Annotated in this window: 19 protein-coding genes; 12 read left to right on the forward strand and 7 right to left on the reverse strand. The window is 65.5% G+C overall.

All coding sequences use genetic code 11. The annotated features are described in order from the left end of the window. Nucleotides 1-3: 3 nt before the first annotated feature. Together parC and MF6396_RS05755 are read left to right on the forward strand one after the other, a co-directional pair. Nucleotides 4-2,268, forward strand: a complete 2,265-nt coding sequence (parC, locus tag MF6396_RS05750) for a DNA topoisomerase IV subunit A (protein ID WP_054915737.1) — start codon at nucleotides 4-6, stop codon at nucleotides 2,266-2,268. 172 nt (nucleotides 2,269-2,440) lie between these two features. Next, nucleotides 2,441-3,151: a PqiC family protein gene (locus tag MF6396_RS05755; protein ID WP_043863554.1), complete on the forward strand. Its 711-nt coding sequence runs from the start codon at nucleotides 2,441-2,443 to the stop codon at nucleotides 3,149-3,151. A gap of 17 nt (nucleotides 3,152-3,168) precedes the next feature. Here the strand turns inward: MF6396_RS05755 and MF6396_RS05760 are convergent, their stop codons facing one another. Next, a complete protein-coding gene (locus MF6396_RS05760; RefSeq protein WP_058541603.1) occupies nucleotides 3,169-4,662 on the reverse strand; it encodes a HAMP domain-containing protein in 1,494 nt (497 codons plus the stop codon). A 135-nt stretch (nucleotides 4,663-4,797) separates the two neighbouring features. On the opposite strand from MF6396_RS05760, the gene serB reads away from it, so the two are divergent. Further along, the gene (gene serB / locus MF6396_RS05765; protein WP_043863552.1) at nucleotides 4,798-6,012 is read left to right on the forward strand and encodes a phosphoserine phosphatase SerB; all 1,215 of its coding nucleotides are present in this window, start codon (nucleotides 4,798-4,800) and stop codon (nucleotides 6,010-6,012) included. 153 nt (nucleotides 6,013-6,165) lie between these two features. On the opposite strand, the gene asd is transcribed toward serB, so the two are convergent. From asd to MF6396_RS05780, 3 genes are read right to left on the reverse strand one after another with little or no spacing between them, the layout of a single operon-like run. Next, on the reverse strand, nucleotides 6,166-7,032 hold the full coding sequence (gene asd, locus MF6396_RS28900; protein ID WP_078479872.1) for an archaetidylserine decarboxylase: 867 nt from the start codon (nucleotides 7,030-7,032) through the stop codon (nucleotides 6,166-6,168). A 9-nt stretch (nucleotides 7,033-7,041) separates the two neighbouring features. After that, a complete protein-coding gene (locus tag MF6396_RS28905) occupies nucleotides 7,042-7,848 on the reverse strand; it encodes a rhodanese-like domain-containing protein (RefSeq protein ID WP_043863550.1) in 807 nt (268 codons plus the stop codon). A 46-nt stretch (nucleotides 7,849-7,894) separates the two neighbouring features. Then, on the reverse strand, nucleotides 7,895-9,415 hold the full coding sequence (locus tag MF6396_RS05780; RefSeq protein ID WP_078479873.1) for an HDOD domain-containing protein: 1,521 nt from the start codon (nucleotides 9,413-9,415) through the stop codon (nucleotides 7,895-7,897). Between the two features lie 148 nt (nucleotides 9,416-9,563). On the opposite strand from MF6396_RS05780, the gene motA reads away from it, so the two are divergent. Continuing rightward, nucleotides 9,564-10,415 (forward strand): flagellar motor stator protein MotA, encoded by an 852-nt coding sequence (motA, locus tag MF6396_RS05785; RefSeq protein ID WP_043863548.1) that lies wholly within the window; start codon nucleotides 9,564-9,566, stop codon nucleotides 10,413-10,415. A 3-nt stretch (nucleotides 10,416-10,418) separates the two neighbouring features. After that, a complete protein-coding gene (gene motB / locus MF6396_RS05790; RefSeq protein WP_043863547.1) occupies nucleotides 10,419-11,435 on the forward strand; it encodes a flagellar motor protein MotB in 1,017 nt (338 codons plus the stop codon). Nucleotides 11,436-11,502: 67 nt separating this feature from the next. Here the strand turns inward: motB and MF6396_RS05795 are convergent, their stop codons facing one another. Then, the gene (locus MF6396_RS05795) at nucleotides 11,503-11,982 is read right to left on the reverse strand and encodes a toll/interleukin-1 receptor domain-containing protein (RefSeq protein WP_078479874.1); all 480 of its coding nucleotides are present in this window, start codon (nucleotides 11,980-11,982) and stop codon (nucleotides 11,503-11,505) included. Between the two features lie 681 nt (nucleotides 11,983-12,663). Here MF6396_RS05795 and MF6396_RS05800 point away from each other — a divergent pair. Continuing rightward, nucleotides 12,664-12,951 carry a DUF3077 domain-containing protein gene (locus tag MF6396_RS05800; protein WP_043863545.1) on the forward strand — a complete coding sequence of 96 codons (288 nt, stop codon included), beginning with the start codon at nucleotides 12,664-12,666 and terminating at the stop codon, nucleotides 12,949-12,951. Nucleotides 12,952-12,954: 3 nt separating this feature from the next. Here MF6396_RS05800 and rsgA read toward each other — a convergent pair whose 3' ends face one another. Continuing rightward, the gene (gene rsgA, locus MF6396_RS05805) at nucleotides 12,955-13,986 is read right to left on the reverse strand and encodes a small ribosomal subunit biogenesis GTPase RsgA (RefSeq protein ID WP_043863544.1); all 1,032 of its coding nucleotides are present in this window, start codon (nucleotides 13,984-13,986) and stop codon (nucleotides 12,955-12,957) included. 100 nt (nucleotides 13,987-14,086) lie between these two features. Here rsgA and orn point away from each other — a divergent pair, with 100 nt between their 5' ends. Together orn and MF6396_RS05815 are read left to right on the forward strand one after the other, a co-directional pair. After that, entirely contained in the window at nucleotides 14,087-14,629 is a 543-nt protein-coding gene (orn, locus tag MF6396_RS05810; RefSeq protein ID WP_078479875.1) for an oligoribonuclease, read from the forward strand. A gap of 90 nt (nucleotides 14,630-14,719) precedes the next feature. Continuing rightward, the gene (locus MF6396_RS05815) at nucleotides 14,720-15,334 is read left to right on the forward strand and encodes a trimeric intracellular cation channel family protein (RefSeq protein ID WP_173925102.1); all 615 of its coding nucleotides are present in this window, start codon (nucleotides 14,720-14,722) and stop codon (nucleotides 15,332-15,334) included. 87 nt (nucleotides 15,335-15,421) lie between these two features. On the opposite strand, the gene queG is transcribed toward MF6396_RS05815, so the two are convergent. Continuing rightward, nucleotides 15,422-16,489: a tRNA epoxyqueuosine(34) reductase QueG gene (queG, locus tag MF6396_RS05820; RefSeq protein ID WP_043863541.1), complete on the reverse strand. Its 1,068-nt coding sequence runs from the start codon at nucleotides 16,487-16,489 to the stop codon at nucleotides 15,422-15,424. Nucleotides 16,490-16,553: 64 nt separating this feature from the next. Here queG and MF6396_RS05825 point away from each other — a divergent pair, with 64 nt between their 5' ends. The 4 genes from MF6396_RS05825 to mutL are packed head-to-tail and all read left to right on the forward strand — an operon-like array spanning nucleotide 16,554 to nucleotide 21,204. Next, on the forward strand, nucleotides 16,554-17,414 hold the full coding sequence (locus MF6396_RS05825) for an NAD(P)H-hydrate dehydratase (RefSeq protein ID WP_078479876.1): 861 nt from the start codon (nucleotides 16,554-16,556) through the stop codon (nucleotides 17,412-17,414). Beyond that, entirely contained in the window at nucleotides 17,402-17,872 is a 471-nt protein-coding gene (gene tsaE, locus MF6396_RS05830; RefSeq protein ID WP_078479877.1) for a tRNA (adenosine(37)-N6)-threonylcarbamoyltransferase complex ATPase subunit type 1 TsaE, read from the forward strand. The genes MF6396_RS05825 and tsaE overlap by 13 nt, the downstream gene beginning before the upstream one ends. Before the next feature lie 3 nt (nucleotides 17,873-17,875). Then, entirely contained in the window at nucleotides 17,876-19,300 is a 1,425-nt protein-coding gene (locus MF6396_RS05835; protein ID WP_196932996.1) for an N-acetylmuramoyl-L-alanine amidase, read from the forward strand. Further along, the gene (gene mutL / locus MF6396_RS05840; protein WP_078479878.1) at nucleotides 19,297-21,204 is read left to right on the forward strand and encodes a DNA mismatch repair endonuclease MutL; all 1,908 of its coding nucleotides are present in this window, start codon (nucleotides 19,297-19,299) and stop codon (nucleotides 21,202-21,204) included. The genes MF6396_RS05835 and mutL overlap by 4 nt, the downstream gene beginning before the upstream one ends.

Below are 21,204 nucleotides of genomic sequence, written 5' to 3' on the forward strand. Positions count from 1 at the left end.
CGCATGAGCGACTCCCTTGATCTCAGCCTCGATGGCGTAGAGCGCCGGTCACTGGCTGACTTCACCGAACAGGCCTACCTCAACTATTCCATGTACGTGATCATGGACCGTGCGCTGCCGCATATCGGCGACGGTTTGAAGCCGGTGCAGCGACGCATCGTCTACGCCATGAGCGAACTGGGCCTGGACGCCGATTCCAAGCACAAGAAATCGGCGCGTACCGTCGGTGACGTGCTCGGCAAGTTCCACCCGCATGGCGATTCGGCCTGCTATGAAGCCATGGTGCTGATGGCGCAGCCCTTCAGCTATCGCTACACCCTGGTCGACGGCCAGGGCAACTGGGGTGCGCCGGACGATCCCAAATCCTTCGCGGCCATGCGCTACACCGAAGCGCGCCTGTCGCGCTATTCCGAGGTGCTGCTCAGCGAACTGGGCCAGGGCACTGCGGACTGGGGCCCGAACTTCGACGGTACCCTCGACGAGCCCCTGGTGTTGCCGGCACGTTTGCCGAACATCCTGCTCAATGGCACCACCGGTATCGCCGTGGGCATGGCCACCGACGTGCCGCCGCACAACCTGCGCGAAGTGGCCACCGCCTGCGTGCGCCTGCTCGACGAGCCCAAGGCCACGGTCGAACAGCTGTGCGAGCACATCCAGGGCCCGGACTACCCGACCGAAGCAGAGATCATCACCCCGCGCGCCGACCTGCTGAAAATCTACGAAACCGGCCGTGGCTCGGTGCGCATGCGCGCCGTGTACCACATCGAGGACGGCGACATCGTGGTCACCGCGCTGCCGCACCAGGTGTCGGGCGCCAAGGTGCTGGAACAGATCGCCGCGATGATGCAGGCCAAGCCGTCCAAGGCGCCGCAGGTGGCCGACCTGCGTGACGAATCGGACCACGAGAACCCGTGCCGCATCGTGATCATCCCGGTGCACAGCCGCGTCGACCACGAAGCGCTGATGCAGCACCTGTTCGCCAGTACCGACCTTGAGTCCAGCTACCGGGTCAACATCAACATCATCGGCCTGGACGGCAAGCCGCAGTTGAAGAACCTGCGCACGCTGCTGGTCGAGTGGCTGCAGTTCCGTGTGCAGACCGTGCGCCGTCGCCTGCAGTTCCGCCTGGACAAGGTGGAGCGTCGCCTGCACCTGTTGGACGGCTTGCTGATCGCCTACCTCAACCTGGATGAAGTGATCCACATCATCCGTACCGAGGAGCACCCACGGGCCAGGTTGATCGAGCGCTTTGCATTGAGCGAGATCCAGGCCGACTACATTCTCGACACGCGCCTGCGCCAGTTGGCCCGTCTGGAAGAGATGAAGCTGCGCAACGAGCAGGACGAACTGCTCAAGGAACAGGCCAAGCTGCTGGCGCTGCTGGGCAGCGAAGCCAAGCTCAAGAAACTGGTGCGCACCGAACTGCTGCAGGACGCCGAAACCTATGGTGACGACCGTCGCTCGCCGATCGTCGAGCGCGCCGAAGCCCGTGCGATGACCGAGCACGACCTGCTGCCCAACGAAAAGGTCACGGTGGTGCTGTCCGAGAAGGGCTGGGTACGTTCGGCCAAGGGCCACGACATCGATGCCACCGGGCTCTCGTACAAGGCCGGCGACGGCTTCAAGACCGCAGCCGCGGGGCGCTCGAACCAGTACGCGGTGTTCATCGACTCCACCGGCCGCAGCTACTCGGTGCCGGCGCATACGCTGCCGTCGGCACGGGGCCAGGGTGAACCGCTGACCGGTCGCCTGACCCCGCCGCCGGGTGCTTCGTTCGAGTGCGTGCTGATGCCCGAGGATGACGGCTTGTACGTGATTGCCTCCGATGCCGGCTACGGCTTCGTGGTCAAGGGCGAAGACCTGCAGGCCAAGAACAAGGCCGGCAAGGCCCTGTTGAGCCTGCCGAACAACGCCAAGGTGATCCTGCCGCGCCCGGTGGGCAACCGCGAGCAGGACTGGCTGGCGGCGGTGACCACCGAAGGGCGCTTGCTGGTGTTCAAGATCAGCGACCTGCCACAGCTGGGCAAGGGCAAGGGCAACAAGATCATCGGCATTCCGGGCGACCGCGTGGCCAGTCGTGAAGAATTTGTCACCGACCTGGCAGTGATTCCCGAAGGTTCGACCCTTGTATTGCAGGCCGGCAAGCGTACCCTGTCGCTCAAGGGCGATGATCTGGAGCACTACAAGGGCGAGCGTGGGCGGCGTGGCAACAAGCTGCCGCGCGGCTTCCAGCGGGTCGATGCGCTGCTGGTGGAAAACGTCGAATAAGCGACCTGGTGGCCGCAAACGGGTATTTTAGTGACCGTTTGCGGCTTAAACACTGGAGTCGCACGGAACTTTCGCGGATGATAGGCCCCTTGTGGTGCCAGCGTAGCTGTGTGCCCGACGTATTCATGAGTATCACTGCGGCAAGCCGTGTGGCGGCCGCCTGGATGGGATGATGACTTTTCTGCGCCTTCCATTTGTTCTACTGCTCAGTGGCGTGCTGGGCTTGGCCGGGTGCAGCATGCACCAGCCGGTAGCGCTGTATCAGCTCGACAGTGGCGAGCCGGGGCAACCTGGCCAGAGCAACGGCATGGCCGTGGTGCTGGGGCCGGTCTCGGTGGCCGACTACCTGCAACGCGAAACCCTGCTGCAACGCCAGCGTGACGGCAGCCTGACGGCGGCGACCGATGGTCGCTGGGCGGGCAGCCTGTCGGCCGACATCGACCAGTTGCTGGTGCGCCAGCTGGCCTGGCGCCTGGACAGCCAGCGTGTGGTGCTGGCACCGGCCAGCACCGGGTTCAACCCGGATGTGCAGGTGCTGCTGTCGATCACGCGCCTGGACTCGGGCGTTGGCCAGCCGGCGATCCTCGATGCCCAGTGGCGCTTGCTTGATCGTCGTGGCCAGGTGCGTGACAACCGCATCGTGCATTTCGAGCAGCCCCATGAAGGCAGCTCGGCGGCGCAGGTACAGGCGCAGGGGCAACTGCTGCAGCGTCTGGCCGAGCAGCTGAGCGTGGCGTTGAAGCCGTTGGCCAATCAGCCGCCGATCGTGCAGGAACAGCCGAAGAAGGCCACGCCGGTACAGCAGGTGCGCAAGGAGCCGGAGAAGCCAAAGATTCCGATGGCGACACCGATTCGTACCGAGATGGAAGTGTTCCGGTTTTAACCGGCTCCTACGGGGCCTCAGGTCTTGATCTGGCGCTCGTGCATCCGTGCCAGCTGGCGCTCCAGCATCGACGGATACGGCTCCATCAGGCGCTCCACACAGCACGCCCCTTCAGGGCTGGCAATCGGGCGGATGCGGGCACGCTGGCGAATCAGCGCATCATCACTGACCTTGCGCTCCACCAGCAGCAGGTTGCGGCTGTGTTGCGACAACGCCAGGGCATCCTGGGCCTTGTCGGTCAGCAGCAGGTCGATCTGGCTCAGGCCGTGCAGGTCTTCACCCAGCGCCAGGCCCAGCTGCAATTGCAGGGTAATCCCGCTGTCGGCCACTTCCACCTGCAACGCATGCCCCAGGGCACGCAGCAGTTCGCCACAGCAGATGGCGTTGGTCAGGTAGTCCTCGCCGCTTTCCGAGCTGTGGAACAGCAGCAGCGTGCTGCCATCGTTGAGTGTGTGCACTTCGCTTTCATACAGCGACGCGGCCTGGTCGAGGCAGTCGCGGTAGCGGTCCAGCAGTTCGGTCAGACGTGCCCGAGGCAGACGGCGCAGTTGCTCCTGGGAGCCCAGTTGCACCGCCAGCACCGCACTGGCCTGCGGCTCGCGTGGCGCAGTGGGTACTACAGCCTGCGGCGCGGCATCGCTGTCGTCGCGCAGGTCGGCAAACGCCTCGTCGTCGTCTTCATCATGCGCTACTGGCCTGGGCAGCGCCGGCTTGGGCTCCAGCGCCGGCTCGCGCAGGTTGCGCACCTGGAAGGCCGGCTGCGCTTCGTGTTCCTCGTAGTCGTCTTCTTCCTCGGGCTCTGCTTCAGGCTCCGGCGGTGGCGGGGCAAAGCGCGAATGCAGCTGGCGCGCCAGGTCGCCGATCTCGTCCTGGCGGTCGGTGGCCGGGGTGTAGGCATCCAGGTCGCGCAGCCACACCCGCAGTTGCAGCAGCGGCGTCGAAATGAAGCGCCCCAGGCGCAGGCTCAAGGCCAGGGCCAGGGCCAGCAGGATCGCCGCCAGAATGCCCATGCTCTGCAGGCTGATGGTCAGCGGCTGCTGGAACTGGCTCATGTCCAGGCTGATGCGCAGTTGCCCGGCCGTCACGTCCTGGAAGGTGATCTTGGTCTGATACAGGCCCTCGACCTCGCCCAGCAGGCCGTTTTTCGGGCGCTGGCCGGCTTCGGCGAGGATCCGGTTGTCGACGCTGTAGATGGCGGCATGGGCCACCAGCGGGTTCTTCACCAGGTTGCCGAGCAGCACGTTGAGGCTGAGGATGTCGTTGGACACCAGCAGTTCGGTGGCAGACGTGGCGGTCTGCGTGGTCAGGCTCTGACCCAGGGCGTCGGCCTGCTCGTGCATGGCCTGCTTGAACTGCAGGCCCATGACCCCGGCGTAGATGACCAGCGCCAGCGCTACCAGAAACACGTTGTGGCAGGCGATCCGCAAGGCCAACGGCACACGGCGCTGGCGCAGGGCACGGAAGATCAGCAGGAAGAAATTGTCGGTTTTAACTGGCGTGGGCCGGTTCACAGAGCGCGGCTCTTTATGTCGGAGAAGGTGCTGCGCAGTATAGCGACAGGGCATGGGCCGGCAAAGTATCGACTGCGCCCGATGGTCTGCGAAAGTGGGTAGAATGCGCGTTTTGTCACTGTGTCGGAGCCCGTTTTGCGCGAAATCGTTCTGATTAACATCACCGGCGAGGACCGTCCGGGTCTCACCGCGGCCATTACCGGCGTGCTCGCCCAGGGCGGGGTGAACATCCTCGACATCGGCCAGGCGGTCATCCACGACACGCTGTCGTTCGGCATCCTGGTGGAAATCCCCAGCACCGAGCAGGCCAGCGCCGTGCTCAAGGACATCCTCTTCACCGGGTACAAGCTGGACCAGCAGGTGCGCTTCACCCCGGTTTCCGAGCAGGACTACCAGCAGTGGGTCGACGGCCAGGGCAAGGCCCGCCACATCGTGACCCTGCTGACGCGCAAGGTCACTGCCGAGCAGTTGCAGCGGGTGAGCTCCATCACCGCCCAGTACGGGTTGAACATCGACCATATCGACCGTCTGTCGGGTCGTATCGCGTTGGACACCCCGGCCGACCAGGGCAAGGGCTGCATCGAGTTCTCCGTGCGTGGCGAGCCGGCCGACCCGCAGGCCCTGCGTGCCGAGTTCCTCAGCGTGGCGCAGGAGCTGAACGTCGACATCGCCTTCCAGCAGGACTCGCTGTTCCGCCGCAACCGTCGCCTGGCGGTGTTCGACATGGACTCCACCCTGATCGAGGCCGAGGTCATCGACGAGCTGGCCAAGGCGGCAGGCGTGGGCGAGCAGGTGTCGGAAATCACCGAGCGTGCCATGCGTGGCGAGCTGGATTTTCGTGCCAGCTTCAAGGAGCGCCTGGCGCTGCTCAAGGGCCTGGACGTCAACGTGCTGGACGAGATCGGTGCTTCGCTGCGCCTGACCGAGGGCGCCGAGGTGCTGTTCGCCGAGCTCAAGCGCCTGGGCTACAAGACCGCGATCCTGTCGGGTGGCTTCACCTACTTTGCCAAGCAGCTGCAGGCCAAGCTGGGTATCGACTATGTGTTCGCCAACGAGCTGGAAGTGGTGGACGGCAAGGTGACCGGCGTGGCCGTGGAGCCGATTGTCGACGCGCAGCGCAAGGCTGACCTGTTGACCGAGCTTGCACGCAAGGAAGGCTTGCAGATGGAGCAGACGATTGCCGTGGGCGACGGTGCGAACGACCTGCCGATGCTGGCGATTGCCGGCCTGGGCGTGGCGTTCCGGGCCAAGCCGCTGGTCAAGCAGTCGGCCAAGCAGGCGATCTCGACGCTGGGGCTGGATGGGGTGCTGTATCTGCTGGGCTTCAGGGATCGCGACGGTCGCGACTGAGAAAGCGCGGCCGCTGCGCGGGTCAAGCCCGCTCCCACAGGTTTGCCATCGCTCCAGAAGGCCGTGCAGCCCCTGTGGGAGCGGGCTTGACCCGCGATGAGGCCCGACAGCCAGGCACAAAAAAGCCCGCATCGCTGCGGGCTTTTTGTTGGGTCAGGCGTGCTGCGCCGGCAACCCCAGGCATTGGCCCATGTTCACCACCGACCCCGCACCCAGCGATTCGGCCCACTTCACCTGCTCTGGCCCGAACAGCACCACAGCCGTCGAACCCAGCTTGAAGCGGCCCAGCTCGGCGCCTTTTTCCAGGTGGATCGGTGCACGCGCTGCCTCGTCGTAGCGGAAGGTCTTCAGCTCGCGCTTGGGCGGCGTGACCAGCCCGGCCCATACCGTCTCGACCGACGCCACGATCATCGCGCCCACCAGCACCACGGCCATCGGCCCGCGCTCGGTATCGAACAGGCACACCACGCGCTCGTTGCGCGCAAACAGCTCCGGCACGTTTTCGGCGGTGGTCTGGTTGACCGAGAACAGCCGCCCCGGCACGTAGATCATCTCGCGCAGGGTACCGGCCAGCGGCATGTGCACGCGGTGGTAGTCCTTGGGCGACAGGTAGATGGTGGCGAATTCGCCGCCCATGAACGGCGCAGCATTGGCCGGGTCGCCGCCCAGCAGCTCAAGGGCGCTGAAGCTGTGGCCCTTGGCCTGGAAGATGCGGCCATGCTCGATCGGGCCCAGCTGGCTGACAGCGCCGTCGGCCGGGCACAGGATCGCCCCCGGGGTCTGGTCCAGCGGGCGTGCATCCGGCTTGAGCGCGCGGGTGAAGAATGCGTTGAAGTGCTCGTAGGCGGTCAGGTCTTCGACCTGGGCCTGGGACATGTCGACCTGGTAGCGCTTGGCGAACCAGGCGGTGAAGGCATTCTTGAACCATTTCACGCGGCATTCGGCCACGCAGCCGGCCAGGCGCGATAGCAGGTGGTGGGGCAGCAGGTACTGGCTGATGATGAACAAGCGGGATTTCATTGAATTTCCTTAAACTTCTACAGGCGTGTCGGGGTGGTTGCCCCATTCGCCCCATGAGCCGGCATAGGCCTTGACCCGTGGGTAGCCCAGGTGTTTGGCCACAAGATAGGTGAAGCCGGAGCGGTGGTGGGTCTGGCAGTGGGTGATCACTTCCTTGTCGCGGGTGATGCCCAACTGCTCGAGGATCTGGGGCATGTCCTTGCGGATGCGCAGGTGATCGTTCTGGTCCATGCCGGCTGTCCACTCGAAGTTGACCGCGCCCGGGACGTGTCCGCCCTTGGCGGCCAGCACTTTCTCACCCCGGTATTCCTGCGGGCTGCGCGCATCCCAGACCGCCAGGTCGGCAGCGCCCAGGCGGCTTTGCAGGTATTCGCGGGTGGCGGTGGGGGCTTCGTGCAGGGTCAGGCTGACGCTGCCGGCAGCGGGCGCGGGCACATCGGTCGAGAGCTCGCCGGTCCAGCCCAGCGCGCCACCGTCGAGGTAGTGGTAGCGGGTATGGCCGATCACATCCAGCAACCAGATGAAGCGCCCGGCCCAGCCGCCGCCTTCGTCGTCATACACCACATACACGGCGTCCGGGTTGTGCCCCAGCTCGCCGAACAGCTTTTCCAGGTCGCCTTGGCTCGGCAGCAGCCCGGGCGCCGGTGGCTGGCCCAGCTGGGTGCGCTTGGGGTCGACGAAGCGCGCACCGGGAATGTGCCCGCTGCCATAGCGTTTCGTGCTGGTCAGGTCGACCAGGATCAGCCCCGGCGCATCCAGGCGGGCTTGCAGGTCGGCGGGTTCAATCACCAGGGGCAAGCCGGAAAAGTCAGTCATCCAGAGTCTCCAGATCGGAACAGAGTGGGCGATTGTAGCGCATGGGTCAGGTGCTGCGGTTGCTGAAGGCGGTGAGGGCGCGCTCGATGCACTGGGCGGTCTTGCCGAACGCCTGCACGCTGATCTCCGAGAACGGGCCGCCGCCCTGGTCGGCCAGCACCACCATCACCACCTTGCCGTTGCTCGACAGCGAGCGCAGCAGCAGGTGCTGGCCACGGAACAGCACGCGCAGGGTGCCGGGCAGCAGGGCACCGAACTGGGCATAGTTGTCCGGGGTCAGGCGCAGTTGTGCCGACTGGGTCAACAGGCGTTGCAGCAGCTTGCTCTGGGCGAGCGGCACCACCAGGCCGCCGGCCTCGGCGGGCAGCCCGGCGATCTGGTGCACGCGCAGGTGGGTCATGCCCTTGTCGGCCATCAGCATCATCACCCGCTGCATGCCGCAGGCCACCAGGGCATCGCGGGCGTAGGTGGTCAGGTGCATGGCGTTGGTGAATGCACTGGGCTCCACCAGCAGGTCGGCGCAGTACTTGCGCCAGGCCCCCAGCGATTCGGTCGAGGGCACGTCGGCAGGCCGCAGGCGGCGGTGCACGTAGTGCGAGCCGGTCGGCCAGATCAGCGATTCGGCGGGGTGGTAGAGGTCGTCGTCGGCGTGCAGGCGCGCACTGTTGGCAGCCTGCTGGTGCACCTGTTGCTGCACGTCGCTCAGCGGCACCTGCAGGTACAGGCTGGTCAGGCGTTGCCAGCGCTGGCTGTGCGGGCAATCCCAGGCGTGCTGCGCCGCCAGGGCCAGGCCGTTGGCCCGCAGCACGGTGTTGGCCGGCTGGTTGAGCCAGCGGCGCAGGGCCGGGTCGGCGTCCAGCAGCTGTTGCTGGCGCAGCGGGTTGTCGTGCAGGCGGGCGATGTGCATGACCTTGACCAGCAGGCGGCGTTCTTCGCTGAGCACGTGGTAGCCCTGGGTGACCCAGTTGGGCAGGCGCCAGTAGTCGGCCAGGGCGCGGCACAGCGCCAGCAGGGGTACACCGAACAGTTCGCGCTCCACGCGCAGGGCCGGCTCGCCGCGGTGCACCACGCGCACTTCCCATTCCTCGATCAGCTTGGGGTGCGCCAGGGCCAGGGTCCACAACGGCGAGAGGAACAGCAGGCTGCCCCAGTGGATCTCCTGCCACAGCCGCGCCAGTTGGCTGGCGAACAGGCCGCTGGCCTGCTGGCTGGCATGCAGGCTGATCATCTGCAGGTGGCGCAGGGCCTTGGGGATCTGCGCCGGCGGCGCGGTGGGCAGGCGCAGCAGCAGTTCTTCGGCGCGCTTGAGGCCAAGCCGGTTGAGGGCGATTTCCAGGCTTTCGGCCGGCTCGGCCATGCTGGCGTGGGTATGCCGGTTGGCTTCGCGCATCACGCTGAGCACCAGCGCGGGGCTGTCCTGCATCAGATCGGCGATGTCACGCAGCGAGCGGCGGCTGTCGCCGATGGCGGCTTTTACCCGCTCGTGACTGTCCAGCGGCACCGGCAGTTGCACGCTGTCGAGCAGTTTGATCCAGGCGTCTAGGGTCTTTGGAATTTGAGTTGGCACGTGAGTTCACTAGGCATGCTGGGAGGTGGCCGAACTGGCTTTTCGCCTTGACTGGCTATAGTCTGGCGCAGAACTGCCGATAAGTAGAAGAAGAGTTTTACGAACTTCCGCCCCCGACCCTGACCACGACAGTAAGTGCTTCCAATCTATGGCTAAAATTATCGGCATCATTGTCGTATTCGCGAGCGTGCTTGGCGGATACGTTCTTTCTCACGGCAAGATCGCGGCCCTGATTCAGCCTTTCGAGGTGCTGATCATCGGCGGTGCCGCCTTTGGTGCGTTCCTGCAGGCCAACCCCGGCTACATGACCATGCACGTGATCAAGAAGTCGCTGAGCATGTTCGGCTCGCGCTTCTCGCACACCTTCTATATAGAAGTGCTGGGCCTGATCTACGAGATCCTCAACAAGAGCCGGCGCGAAGGCATGATGGCGATCGAGGGCGATATCGAAGACGCCGCGGCCAGCCCGATCTTCGCCAAATACCCGGCGGTACTCAAGGATGAGCGCATGACCGCGTACATCTGCGACTACCTGCGCATCATGTCCACCGGCAACATGGCCCCGCACGAGCTCGAAGGCCTGTTCGACATGGAACTGCTGAGCATGAAGGAAGAGCTCGACCACCCGTCCCATGCCGTGACCGGCATCGCCGACGGCATGCCCGGCTTCGGTATCGTGGCGGCGGTACTGGGTATCGTGGTGACCATGGCCTCGCTGGGCGAGGGCGACCAGAAGTCCATCGGCCTGCACGTGGGTGCGGCGCTGGTGGGTACCTTCTTCGGTATTCTGGCGGCCTACGGCTTCTTCGGCCCGCTGGCCACCTCCCTGGCCCACGACGCCAAGGAAGAGGTCAACGTGTACGAGGCGATCAAGGCCGCACTGGTGGCGTCGGCCTCCGGCATGCCGCCATCGCTGGCGGTGGAGTTCGGTCGCAAGGTGCTGTTCCCCAAGCACCGTCCAAGCTTTGCCGAGCTGGAACAAGCAGTTCGCGGTCGCTGATCCATGGAAAACAATCAGCCGATCATCATCAAGCGCGTAAAGCGCTTCGGCGGCGGCCATCACGGCGGCGCCTGGAAAATCGCGTTCGCCGACTTCGCCACGGCGATGATGGCGTTCTTCCTTGTGCTGTGGCTGCTGTCCACCGCCACGCCCGAGCAGAAGATCGCGATTGCCGGCTACTTCAAGGACCCCATCGGGTTCTCCGAGAGTGGCACCCCGTACATCATCGACCTGGGCGGCTCGCCGGAGCTGGCCCCGGAAAAGACCATCAACCCTGAAGTGCAGTCCGAGCCGACGCCTGACACCAGCATCCAGCTGGACAAGGACGCGGTCGAGAGCATGGCCGAGCAGGTCGAGAAAGACCGCTTGAACCTGGTGCTGCAGGAGCTGCAGAACAAGGTCGAAGAGAACCCGCAACTGCAGAAGTTCAAGGACCAGATCCTGTTCGAGATCACCCAGGACGGCCTGCGCATCCAGATCATGGACGCCGAGAACCGGCCGATGTTCGACCTGGGCAGTGCGCGCCTGCAGCCGTACTTCGAGGACATCCTGCTGGCGATGGCCGACACCATCAAGGCGGTGCCGAACAAGATCAGCATCAGCGGCCACACCGATGCCAAGCCCTACGCCGGCACCGGTGATTACGGCAACTGGGAGCTGTCGGCCAACCGTGCCAACGCGGCGCGTCGGGCGCTGGTGGCCGGTGGCTATCCGGATGCCCAGGTGGCGCGGGTGGTGGGGTATGCATCGTCGTCGCTGTTCGACCGCGAGAACCCGCTCAACCCGGTGAACCGTCGTATCGACATCATCGTGCTGACCAAGAAGGCCCAGCGCACCATCGAGGGCGAACAGACCTCGCCGACGCCGCCGGACGCAGCCCAGCCGGGCGCGGCACCTGCGCCGGGCGCTGCGGCACCGACGCCCGAGCCCGAGCCGATGCAGCCGCGTGAACTGCGCGAGAAGCTGAACATCTTCGAGGATGGCGTGTTGAAGATGGACGAGCCCAACAAGCCGCAGTGAGCCGGCAGCCGACAACGCCCGCATGGAGTGATCCGTGCGGGCGTTGTGCTGTGTGGGGTTCGGCATTTCAGTAGCCGCGACCGATGCTGGCCTTGAGCTCGGCCTGGAAGTGCTGGGCATTGCAGCGATTGTCGCCGGGTGCGGCCTGCGTGGGCAGGTTGAGGGCGCGGCCAAGGGTGTGTTCCAGGCGGTACGCGCTGACGAACAGGTCCAGGTCGGCGGCTTGCGCCATGGTCGGCAGTTCGCCCAGGTAGGTGGGGCTGGCCGGCTCGCCCAGCTGGAACGTGGCGACCCGGCGGTCGGCCAGCGCTGCGGCGCCCAGGGCGAAGGGCACCCACCAGGCGCCGCAGGTGTTGCCCGACACCAGCACGATCAGGTGGGTGCAGCCGTGCAGGCTGCGGCTGATGAGAGTGGTGAGGGTGCAGGCATCGTCGGCCTGGGGGTCGATGGCCTCCAGGCAGGTGGCGAGGCCCTCGAGGCGCAGGTGCTCGCCGATGGCCATGGCGGCGGCCAGGTCGTTGCGGCAGTAGAGGAGTGAGACTGGCATCCGGAGGTCCCTGGTGGGCGCAAATCTGGTGCGGGATACCTTTGATGATTACGACGCGTGGTGCAAGGCGTGGGATTGAATCAGGAGGTGGACTACATGCCTGGGTGAAAAGGCCTACAAATGTGTTGCAACAACTGACGCCTTCGCCGGCAAGGCCGGCTCCTACAGGTGTCCGCGTAAGGCGAATCTTCGGAATTTCCCTATTCCCTGTAGGCCCCTTCCCAATCATACTTTTGCCGCTTTCCCGCCATTGCGGTGGTCACGGTAGCGCTCTAGTCTTCGTCGCGTCGTTGGTGTTCAACGACCGGTTTTGACAGGCCGTTACTGATTTCGGACCACATGTGCATCGCTTTATGGCGGCTGTGCGTGGGGCACTTCGTGTGCGCCGAGTTCCGGTATCCTCGGTCTGTCAACCCGCGTACAGCTGCCACCTATTTGTTTGACAGCAAAGCGTGGTAGCTCCACTGATACTGGAGTTGGTCATGTTGAAAATCGTCCCCGATCCACCCCAAAACACCAATCTGCCCCTCGAAGACATCCTCTCGTGCACTGACCGCGAGCGCTGCGCGCTCGTTCGCCGGCAAGGCCGGCTCCTACAAAGGCTCGCAGTACCTGTAGGAGCCGGCCTTGCCGGCGAAGACGCCCGTAGAGCCAATTAAGAAAGTCGTCGGGAGGTAACAGATGGAAAACAGCTCAGTCTTCAAGACACTAGGCGTCGGCACTTTCGGCGAAGGCGAGGGTGGCCCCACCGCCGAGCGTCTGTTTCGCGTGCAAGCCGGGCACAACGCCGACTTCGCGCTGGAGCAATCGGCCCTGCTGCTCAGTTGCGCCTATAAGCTCACCTTGCAAGCCGGCATCGAGCCGGATGGCACGCTTGTCTGGGCGGCACATTACCTGAGCGGCATGTCCAAGGCCCTGGTCGAGGATGTGGCGCACGCTATGTTCATCGAACAAACGCCTGCGCCATGACCGTCAGTAGCTGTCCTGCGGCAGGCTGGCAATGATCGAGCGATAGCTGTTCATGCGCTGCTGCTGCACGCGCCCGTCTTCCAGCGCCTTGAGCAGCGCACAGCCCGGCTCGCGGTCGTGCTTGCAGTCGCGGAAGCGGCAGGTGCCGATCAGGTCGTTGAACTCGATGAAGCCGGCCTCCACGTCCGCCCGGCTCACGTGCCCCAGGCCGAACTCGCGAATGCCCGGCGAGTCGATCAGCTCACCGCCACCCGGGAAGTGATACAGCCGCGCGGTGGTGGTGGTGTGCTGGCCCTGGCCCGACCACTCCGACAGCTCGCCCACGCGGGTGTCGACATCGGGCAGCAGGCTGTTGACCAGCGACGACTTGCCCACACCGGACTGGCCGACGAACACGCTGATGTGCCCATCGAGCAAGGTCTGCAGCTGCTGCATGCCGTCGCCATGGTGCGCCGACACTTCCAGCAGCGGGTAGCCCAGCTGACGGTACACCGCCAGCAGCGCATTCAGCGCCGGGGCGTTCTGCTCGTCGATCAGGTCGGCCTTGTTCAGCAGCAGCAGCGGGCGGATACCGGCATGCTCGGCGGCCACCAGGTAACGGTCGATCAGGTTGGCATGCGGCTCGGGGGCCGGGGCGAACACGATCACGATCAGGTCGACGTTGGCCGCCACCGGCTTGAGCTGGCCACGGCTGTCGGGGCGGCACAGCTCGGTGCTGCGCGGCATCTGCGCCACGATCACGCCGATACCCTGGTTGCCGGCGCGCCATACCACCTTGTCACCAGTGACCAGCGCCGGCAGGTTGGCGCGCAGATGGCAACGGAACACCTGGCCGGCCACGTCGCCGTCCTGTGCTTCGACTTCTACCTGCACGCCGAAGTGTGCAATCACCAGGCCCAGTTGTTCAGGCCCCAGGTCGCCGCCTTCGAGGGTGTCCAGCGTGTGCTGTTCGCGTTTGGCAGCGCGGGCGGCGCGCTCACCCTGGATTTTTTCGATGCGCCAGTTCTGGCGGCGATTGAGCTGGCGTTTGGCCATGTAGGTCTCGTTTCGTCAAGCAAAGCATGTGAGGGTGCAACGGCGTCGAGTCTAGCACGCTCCACTAGGCTAAACTGCGCGCCTACCGAGGAGCAGAATCATGCAGAACCCACAGAACCTGATCTGGATCGATCTGGAAATGACCGGCCTGGATCCGGACAGCGACGTCATCATCGAGATGGCCACCATCGTCACCGACAGTGACCTGAACACCCTGGCCGAAGGCCCGGTGATCGCCATCCACCACAGTGACGAGGTGCTGGCGCGCATGGACGAGTGGAACACCCGTACCCACGGCAACTCCGGCCTGACCCAGCGCGTGCGCGAGAGCAAGGTGAGCATGGCCGAGGCCGAGGCCGAGACGATCCGCTTCCTGGAGCAGTGGGTGCCCAAGGGCAAGTCGCCGATCTGCGGCAACAGCATCTGCCAGGACCGTCGCTTCCTGTACCGCCACATGCGCGAGCTGGAGAATTTCTTCCACTACCGCAACCTGGATGTGTCCACCCTCAAGGAGCTGGCCGCACGCTGGGCTCCCGAGGTGCGCGACAGCTTCAAGAAGGGTGGCACGCACCTGGCGCTGGACGATATTCGCGAATCCATCGCCGAGCTGCGCCACTACCGCGAGCACTTCATCAGGTTCTGACCCGCACTGCGCCAACAATCGTTGGCGCGCCCCCTTTTGGTGCCTGGGGCAACTGGGTAGACTGCGCGCCTCTTTGCACGGACCTGCGCCATCATGCTGTTGATGCTCTATTTGATCGCCATTACCGCCGAAGCCATGACCGGGGCGCTGTCGGCCGGGCGGCGCGGCATGGACTGGTTCGGCGTGGTGCTGATCGCCTGCGTCACGGCCCTGGGCGGAGGCTCGGTGCGCGACGTGCTGCTGGGCCACTACCCGCTGACCTGGGTGAAGCACCCGGAGTACCTGGTGCTGACCAGCGTGGCGGCCTTGATCACCATTTTCATCGCGCCGCTGATGCGCCACCTGCGTTCGCTGTTTCTGGTGCTCGATGCGCTGGGGCTGGTGGCGTTCACCCTGATTGGCTGCATGACCGCGCTGGAAATGGGCCAGGGCATGCTGGTGGCGTCGATCAGCGGGGTGATCACCGGCGTGTTTGGCGGCATCCTGCGGGATATCTTCTGCAACGACATTCCGCTGATCTTCCGGCGTGAGCTGTATGCCAGCGTGTCGTTTCTGGCGGCGTGGTTCTACCTGGGGTGCGTGTACTTCAAGGTGCCGGGGGAGCAGGCGATTCTGCTGACGCTGTTTGGCGGGTTGTTGCTCAGGCTGCTGGCGATACGGTTTCGCTGGGAAATGCCCAAGTTCCAGTACAACGACGAGCATTGAGGGCCTGTTCGCCAGCAAGGCTGGCTCCTACAGACGGTACCAGCCTGTGTAGGAGCCGGCCTTGCCGGCGAAGGCCGCACCGCCTGCCTAAAGGCGTGCCTGATGCTGACGCAGCGCCCACTCCACATGCTCCCTCACCAGCTCCGACGGATACTCCCGCCGCGCCTGGAGCGCCTCCAGCACCGGTATGGTCGAGGGCGCATTGCCTAGCCCCACCGCCAGGTTGCGCAACCAGCGCTCATACCCCGCCCGGCGCAGCGGCGAGCCTTCGGTGCTGGCCAGAAACGTCTCTTCATCCCACATGAACAGCTCCGCCAGCCCGGCATTGTCCAGCCCGTGGCGCGGCTTGAAATCCGCTTCGCCGGTGGGCCGGGCAAAGCGGTTCCACGGGCACACGATCTGGCAATCGTCACACCCGAACACCCGGTTGCCGATCAGCGGCCGCAGCTCTTCGGGGATCGCGCTCTTCAGTTCGATGGTCAGGTACGAAATGCAGCGCCGCGCATCCAGCACATACGGCCCCACGAAGGCCTGGGTGGGGCAGATGTCCAGGCATGCACTGCACCGCCCGCAATGCTCGGTGGCCTGCGCCTCGTCCACCGGTAGCGGCAGGTCGACGAACAGTTCGCTGAGGAAGAAGTAGCTGCCCGCCTTGCGGTTGAGCAACAAGGTGTTCTTGCCGATCCAGCCCAACCCGGCCTGTTCGGCGATGGCCTTTTCCAGCACCGGCGCGCTGTCGACGAAGGCGCGGAAGCCGAACGGCCCGATGTCTTTCTGGATGCGCTCGGCCAGGTGCTGTACGCGCTTGCGGACCAGCTTGTGGTAGTCGCGCCCCAGTGCATAGCGCGAGATGTAGGCCTTTTCGGGCTGGGCGAGCATCTGCGCCATCTGCGTGTCGCCCGGCAGGTAGTCCATGCGCAGCGACACCACGCGCAAGGTGCCCGGCACCAGCTCGTCGGGGTGCGAGCGTTTGCTGCCATGGGCGCCCATGTACTCCATCTCGCCGTGATAGCCCTCGGCCAGCCAGCGTTCCAGGTGTTTTTCGTGTTCGCCCAGCTCCACACCGGCAATGCCGACGTGCGCAAAGCCCAGTTCACGGCCCCAATCCTTGATCGATTGGGCGAGGGCGGGTAGATCGAGGGGGGAAGCAGACATGCGAAATAGGGCAACGATGACTCAGGTGCGTATAATTCTGCCAGACATCGGAGCCGAACGACGCATGCCTCAGACCAAACACCCTGCAAATCAGCCATTGGTGCTCACCAGCGTCACCCTGGCGAGCCTCGCGCCGCGCTCGAATGCCGCGCACAAGGGCGACTTCGGCCATGTGCTGGTGGTTGGTGGCGACCGTGGCACGGGCGGTGCGGTGCTGCTCAGTGCCGAGGCGGCGCTGCGCTGCGGCGCCGGCCTGGTGTCACTGGCCACCCGCAGCGAGCAGCTGCCCGCCGCGCTGGCCCGCCTGCCCGAGGTGATGAGCCTGGGCGTGCATTCGGCCAACCAGTTGATGGCGCCGATTGAACGCGCCACCGTACTGGTGGTCGGACCCGGACTGGGGCATGCCGCCTGGGGGCGCAGCCTGCTCCCGGCGGTGGTGCCGGCCAGGCACGCCCAGGTGTGGGATGCCGATGCGCTGAACCTGCTGGCGCAAGCACCCTTGCCGCTGGCGGCGGGCAGCATCATTACCCCGCATCCGGGGGAGGCGGCGCGCCTGCTGGGGATTTCCACCGAAGCGGTGCAGGCCGATCGCTCCTGGGCGGCGCTCAAGCTGGCGCGCAAGTACGCGGCGGTGTGTGTGCTTAAAGGCGCCGGCACGCTGGTGGCCGACCCGGCCGGGCAATTGGCACTGTGCCAGCGCGGTCACCCGGCCATGGCCGGTGCCGGCCTGGGCGATGTGCTCAGCGGCGTGCTGGGTGCGCTGCTGGCCCAGGGCATGCCGGCCTGGGACGCCGCCTGCCTGGGGGTGTGGCTGCACGCCTGTGCCGGCGAGCGCCTGGGTGTGCAAGGTCGCGGGCTGGCGGCCAGCGACCTGATACCGGTCATTCGTCAAGTTCTGGAGGAGCATTCAGCGTGTCAGGTGTAACCCTGTTTATGGCCGACGAAGCGGCCATGTGTGAGTTCGGTGCCCGTATCGCCCAGGTGACCAAGGGTCAAGGCGTGATTTTCCTCGAGGGTGACCTGGGGGCCGGCAAGACCACCCTGTCACGGGGCATCATCCGTGGTCTGGGACACATCGGCGCGGTGAAAAGTCCTACCTTCACCGTGGTTGAGCCCTACGAGATTGGCGACATTCGTGCCTTCCATTTCGACCTGTATCGCCTGGTCGATCCGGAGGAGCTGGAGTTCATGGGCATTCGCGACTACTTCGAAGACGACGCCCTGTGCCTGTTCGAGTGGCCCCAGAAGGGGGCGGGCATTTTGCCAAAGCCCGACCTGACCATTACCATAAGCCCCCAGGCGGACGGGCGTTCGCTGAACCTGTTGCCGCAGGGCTCTCGCGGTGAAGCCTGGTGTGCCGCTCTGGCCTTGGATATCAATTAGAAAATGGGGATAGGTATGCGCTTTCGCGCACTGTTTGGCGTTGTAGGACTGCTGCTGGCGGCAGTAACCGTCGATGCCTTCGCGATCACGCAAGTCAAGAGTGTCCGTTTATGGCGTGCGCCGGACAACACACGCCTGGTGTTCGACCTGTCCGGCCCGGTGCAGCACAGTGTGTTCACCCTGACGGCCCCGGATCGCCTGGTGATCGACATCAATGGCGCAACCCTGGGTGCGCCTTTGAACGTGTCCACCTCCAATACCCCGATCACCAGCGTGCGCTCGGCGCAGCGCACCCCTACCGACCTGCGCGTGGTCATCGACCTGAAAAAGTCGGTGACACCCAAAAGCTTCACCCTGGCGCCCAACGCCCAGTACGGCAACCGTCTGGTGGTCGACCTGTTCGATCAGGAATCCGACGCCACGCCACCCACCCCGACCCCGTCGGTGGCCACCACGCCGGCCGTGCCGGTGACCCCGACGCAGCCGGCGATCAAGCTGACCCCGGTGCCCAGCGGCAAGCGTGACATCGTGATTGCCATCGACGCCGGTCACGGCGGCGAAGACCCGGGTGCGTCCGGCTCGCGCGGCCAGCATGAGAAAGACATCGTGCTGGCCATCGCCAAGGAACTGCAGCGCCAGATCAACAGCGAGAAGGGCTTTCGCGCCGAGCTGACGCGTACCGGCGACTACTTCATCCCGCTGCGCAAGCGTACCGAGATTGCGCGCAAGAAGGGCGCCGACCTGTTCATCTCGATCCACGCCGACGCCGCACCGTCCAAGGCGGCCTTCGGTGCCTCGGTGTTCGCCCTGTCCGACCGTGGCGCCACGTCCGAGACGGCGCGCTGGCTGGCCGACAGCGAAAACCGCTCCGACCTGATCGGTGGTGCCGGCAACGTCAGCCTCGACGACAAGGACCGCATGCTTGCGGGCGTGCTGCTCGACCTGTCGATGACCGCCTCGCTCAGCTCCAGCCTCAACGTGGGGCAGAAGGTGCTGGGCAATATCGGCCGGGTCACGCCGCTGCACAAGCGCCGCGTGGAACAGGCCGGGTTCATGGTGCTCAAGTCGCCGGACATCCCGTCGATCCTGGTGGAAACCGGGTTCATCTCCAACGCCAACGAGGCCTCCAAGCTGGCCACTGCCAGCCATCAGCAGGCCCTGGCACGCTCGATCCACAGTGGCGTGCGCCAGTTCTTCCAGCAGAACCCGCCGCCGGGCACCTACATCGCCTTCCTGCGTGACAGCGGCAAGATCGCCCAGGGCCCGCGCGAGCACACCGTGCGTCCGGGCGAGACCCTGGCCATGATCGCCGTGCGCTACCAGGTCAGCGTGGCCAGCCTGCGCAGCACCAACGGCCTGAAAACCGATGAGCTGAAGGTTGGCCAGAACCTCGACGTACCGGCCACCACGCTGGCTGGCCAGCCATGAGCAGCGGCGCTCGCATCGAGCTGCTCAGCCCGCGGCTTGCCAACCAGATCGCCGCAGGCGAGGTAGTCGAACGCCCGGCCTCGGTGATCAAGGAGCTGCTGGAAAACAGCCTCGACTCCGGCGCCCGGCGCATCGACGTCGAGGTGGAGCAGGGCGGGGTCAAGCTGCTGCGGGTGCGCGATGATGGCAGCGGTATCGCTGCCGACGACCTGCCGTTGTCCCTGGCGCGGCACGCCACCAGCAAGATCCGCGACCTGGAAGACCTCGAGCGGGTAATGAGCCTGGGCTTTCGCGGCGAGGCACTGGCGTCGATCAGCTCGGTCGCGCGCCTGACCCTGACCTCGCGCACCCGCGACGCCGACCAGGCCTGGCAGGTTGAAACCGAAGGCCGCGACATGTCCCCGCGGGTGCAGCCGGCAGCGCATCCGGTGGGTACCTCGGTCGAGGTGCGCGACCTGTTCTTCAATACCCCGGCCCGGCGCAAGTTCCTCAAGACCGAAAAAACCGAATTCGACCATCTGCAGGAAGTCATCCGGCGCCTGGCGCTGGCGCGCTTCGACGTGGCCTTCCATTTGCGCCACAACGGCAAGAGCGTCCTCAGCCTGCATGAAGCCCATGACGACACGGCCCGCGCACGGCGCGTGGCCTCGATCTGCGGCCCGGGCTTTCTGGAGCAGGCGCTGCCGATCGAGGTGGAGCGCAATGGCCTGCATCTGTGGGGCTGGGTCGGCCTGCCGACCTTCTCGCGCAGCCAGGCCGACCTGCAATACTTCTTCGTCAACGGCCGTGCCGTGCGCGACAAGCTGGTCGCCCACGCGGTGCGCCAGGCCTACCGCGACGTGCTGTTCAATGGCCGGCACCCGACCTTCGTGCTGTTTCTGGAGGTCGACCCCACCGGCGTGGACGTGAACGTGCACCCCACCAAGCACGAGGTGCGCTTTCGTGACGGGCGCATGGTGCACGACTTCCTGTACGGCACCCTGCACCGGGCGCTGGCCGATGTGCGCCCGCAGGATCACCAGCCGGGCGCAGCCGCTGCCCCCGAGGTGGAGCGCCCCAGTGGCCTGCAGGCCGGCGAGTTCGGCCCCCAGGGCGAGATGCGCCTGGCCGCCAACCTGCTCGAACAGCCCCCGGCGCAGCCGATGCTGAACACGGCAGGTAGCGCCGCGGGCAGTGGCTCGGGCGCCGGCTACCAGTACCAGTACACCCCGCGTCCGGCCCAGGCATTGCCCGCGGCCGAGGCCCAGGGGGTGTATCGCGAATTCTTCGCCCCGCTGCCCGGCAGCGAGCCGGCCAACCTGCCTCAGGGCCAGGGCGATATTCCGCCGCTGGGCTATGCGCTGGCGCAGCTCAAGGGCATCTATATTCTTGCCGAGAACGCCCAGGGCCTGGTGCTGGTGGACATGCATGCGGCCCACGAGCGGATCATGTACGAGCGGCTCAAGGTGGCCATGGCCAGCGAGGGCCTGAGCGGCCAGCCGCTGCTGGTGCCCGAGTCCGTGGCCCTGAGCCAGCGCGAAGCCGATTGCGCAGAAGAACACGCGGCGTGGTTCCAGCGCCTGGGCTTCGAACTGCAGCGCCTGGGCCCGGAAAGCCTGGCGATCCGGCAGATCCCTGCGTTGCTCAAGCAGGCCGAGGCCAATCGCCTGGTGCAGGACGTGCTGGCCGACCTGATGGAATACGGCACCAGTGACCGTATCCAGGCACACCTGAACGAGCTGCTCGGCACCATGGCCTGTCATGGCGCGATTCGCGCCAACCGGCGCCTGGCCCTGCCGGAAATGAACGGCCTGCTGCGCGACATGGAAAACACCGAGCGCAGCGGTCAATGCAACCATGGCCGACCGACCTGGACCCAGATGGGCCTGGACGATCTGGACAAACTGTTCCTGCGCGGTCGCTGA

The sequence above is a fragment of the Pseudomonas sp. MF6396 genome, from assembly GCF_002018915.1.
Taxonomy (GTDB): domain Bacteria; phylum Pseudomonadota; class Gammaproteobacteria; order Pseudomonadales; family Pseudomonadaceae; genus Aquipseudomonas; species Aquipseudomonas palmensis.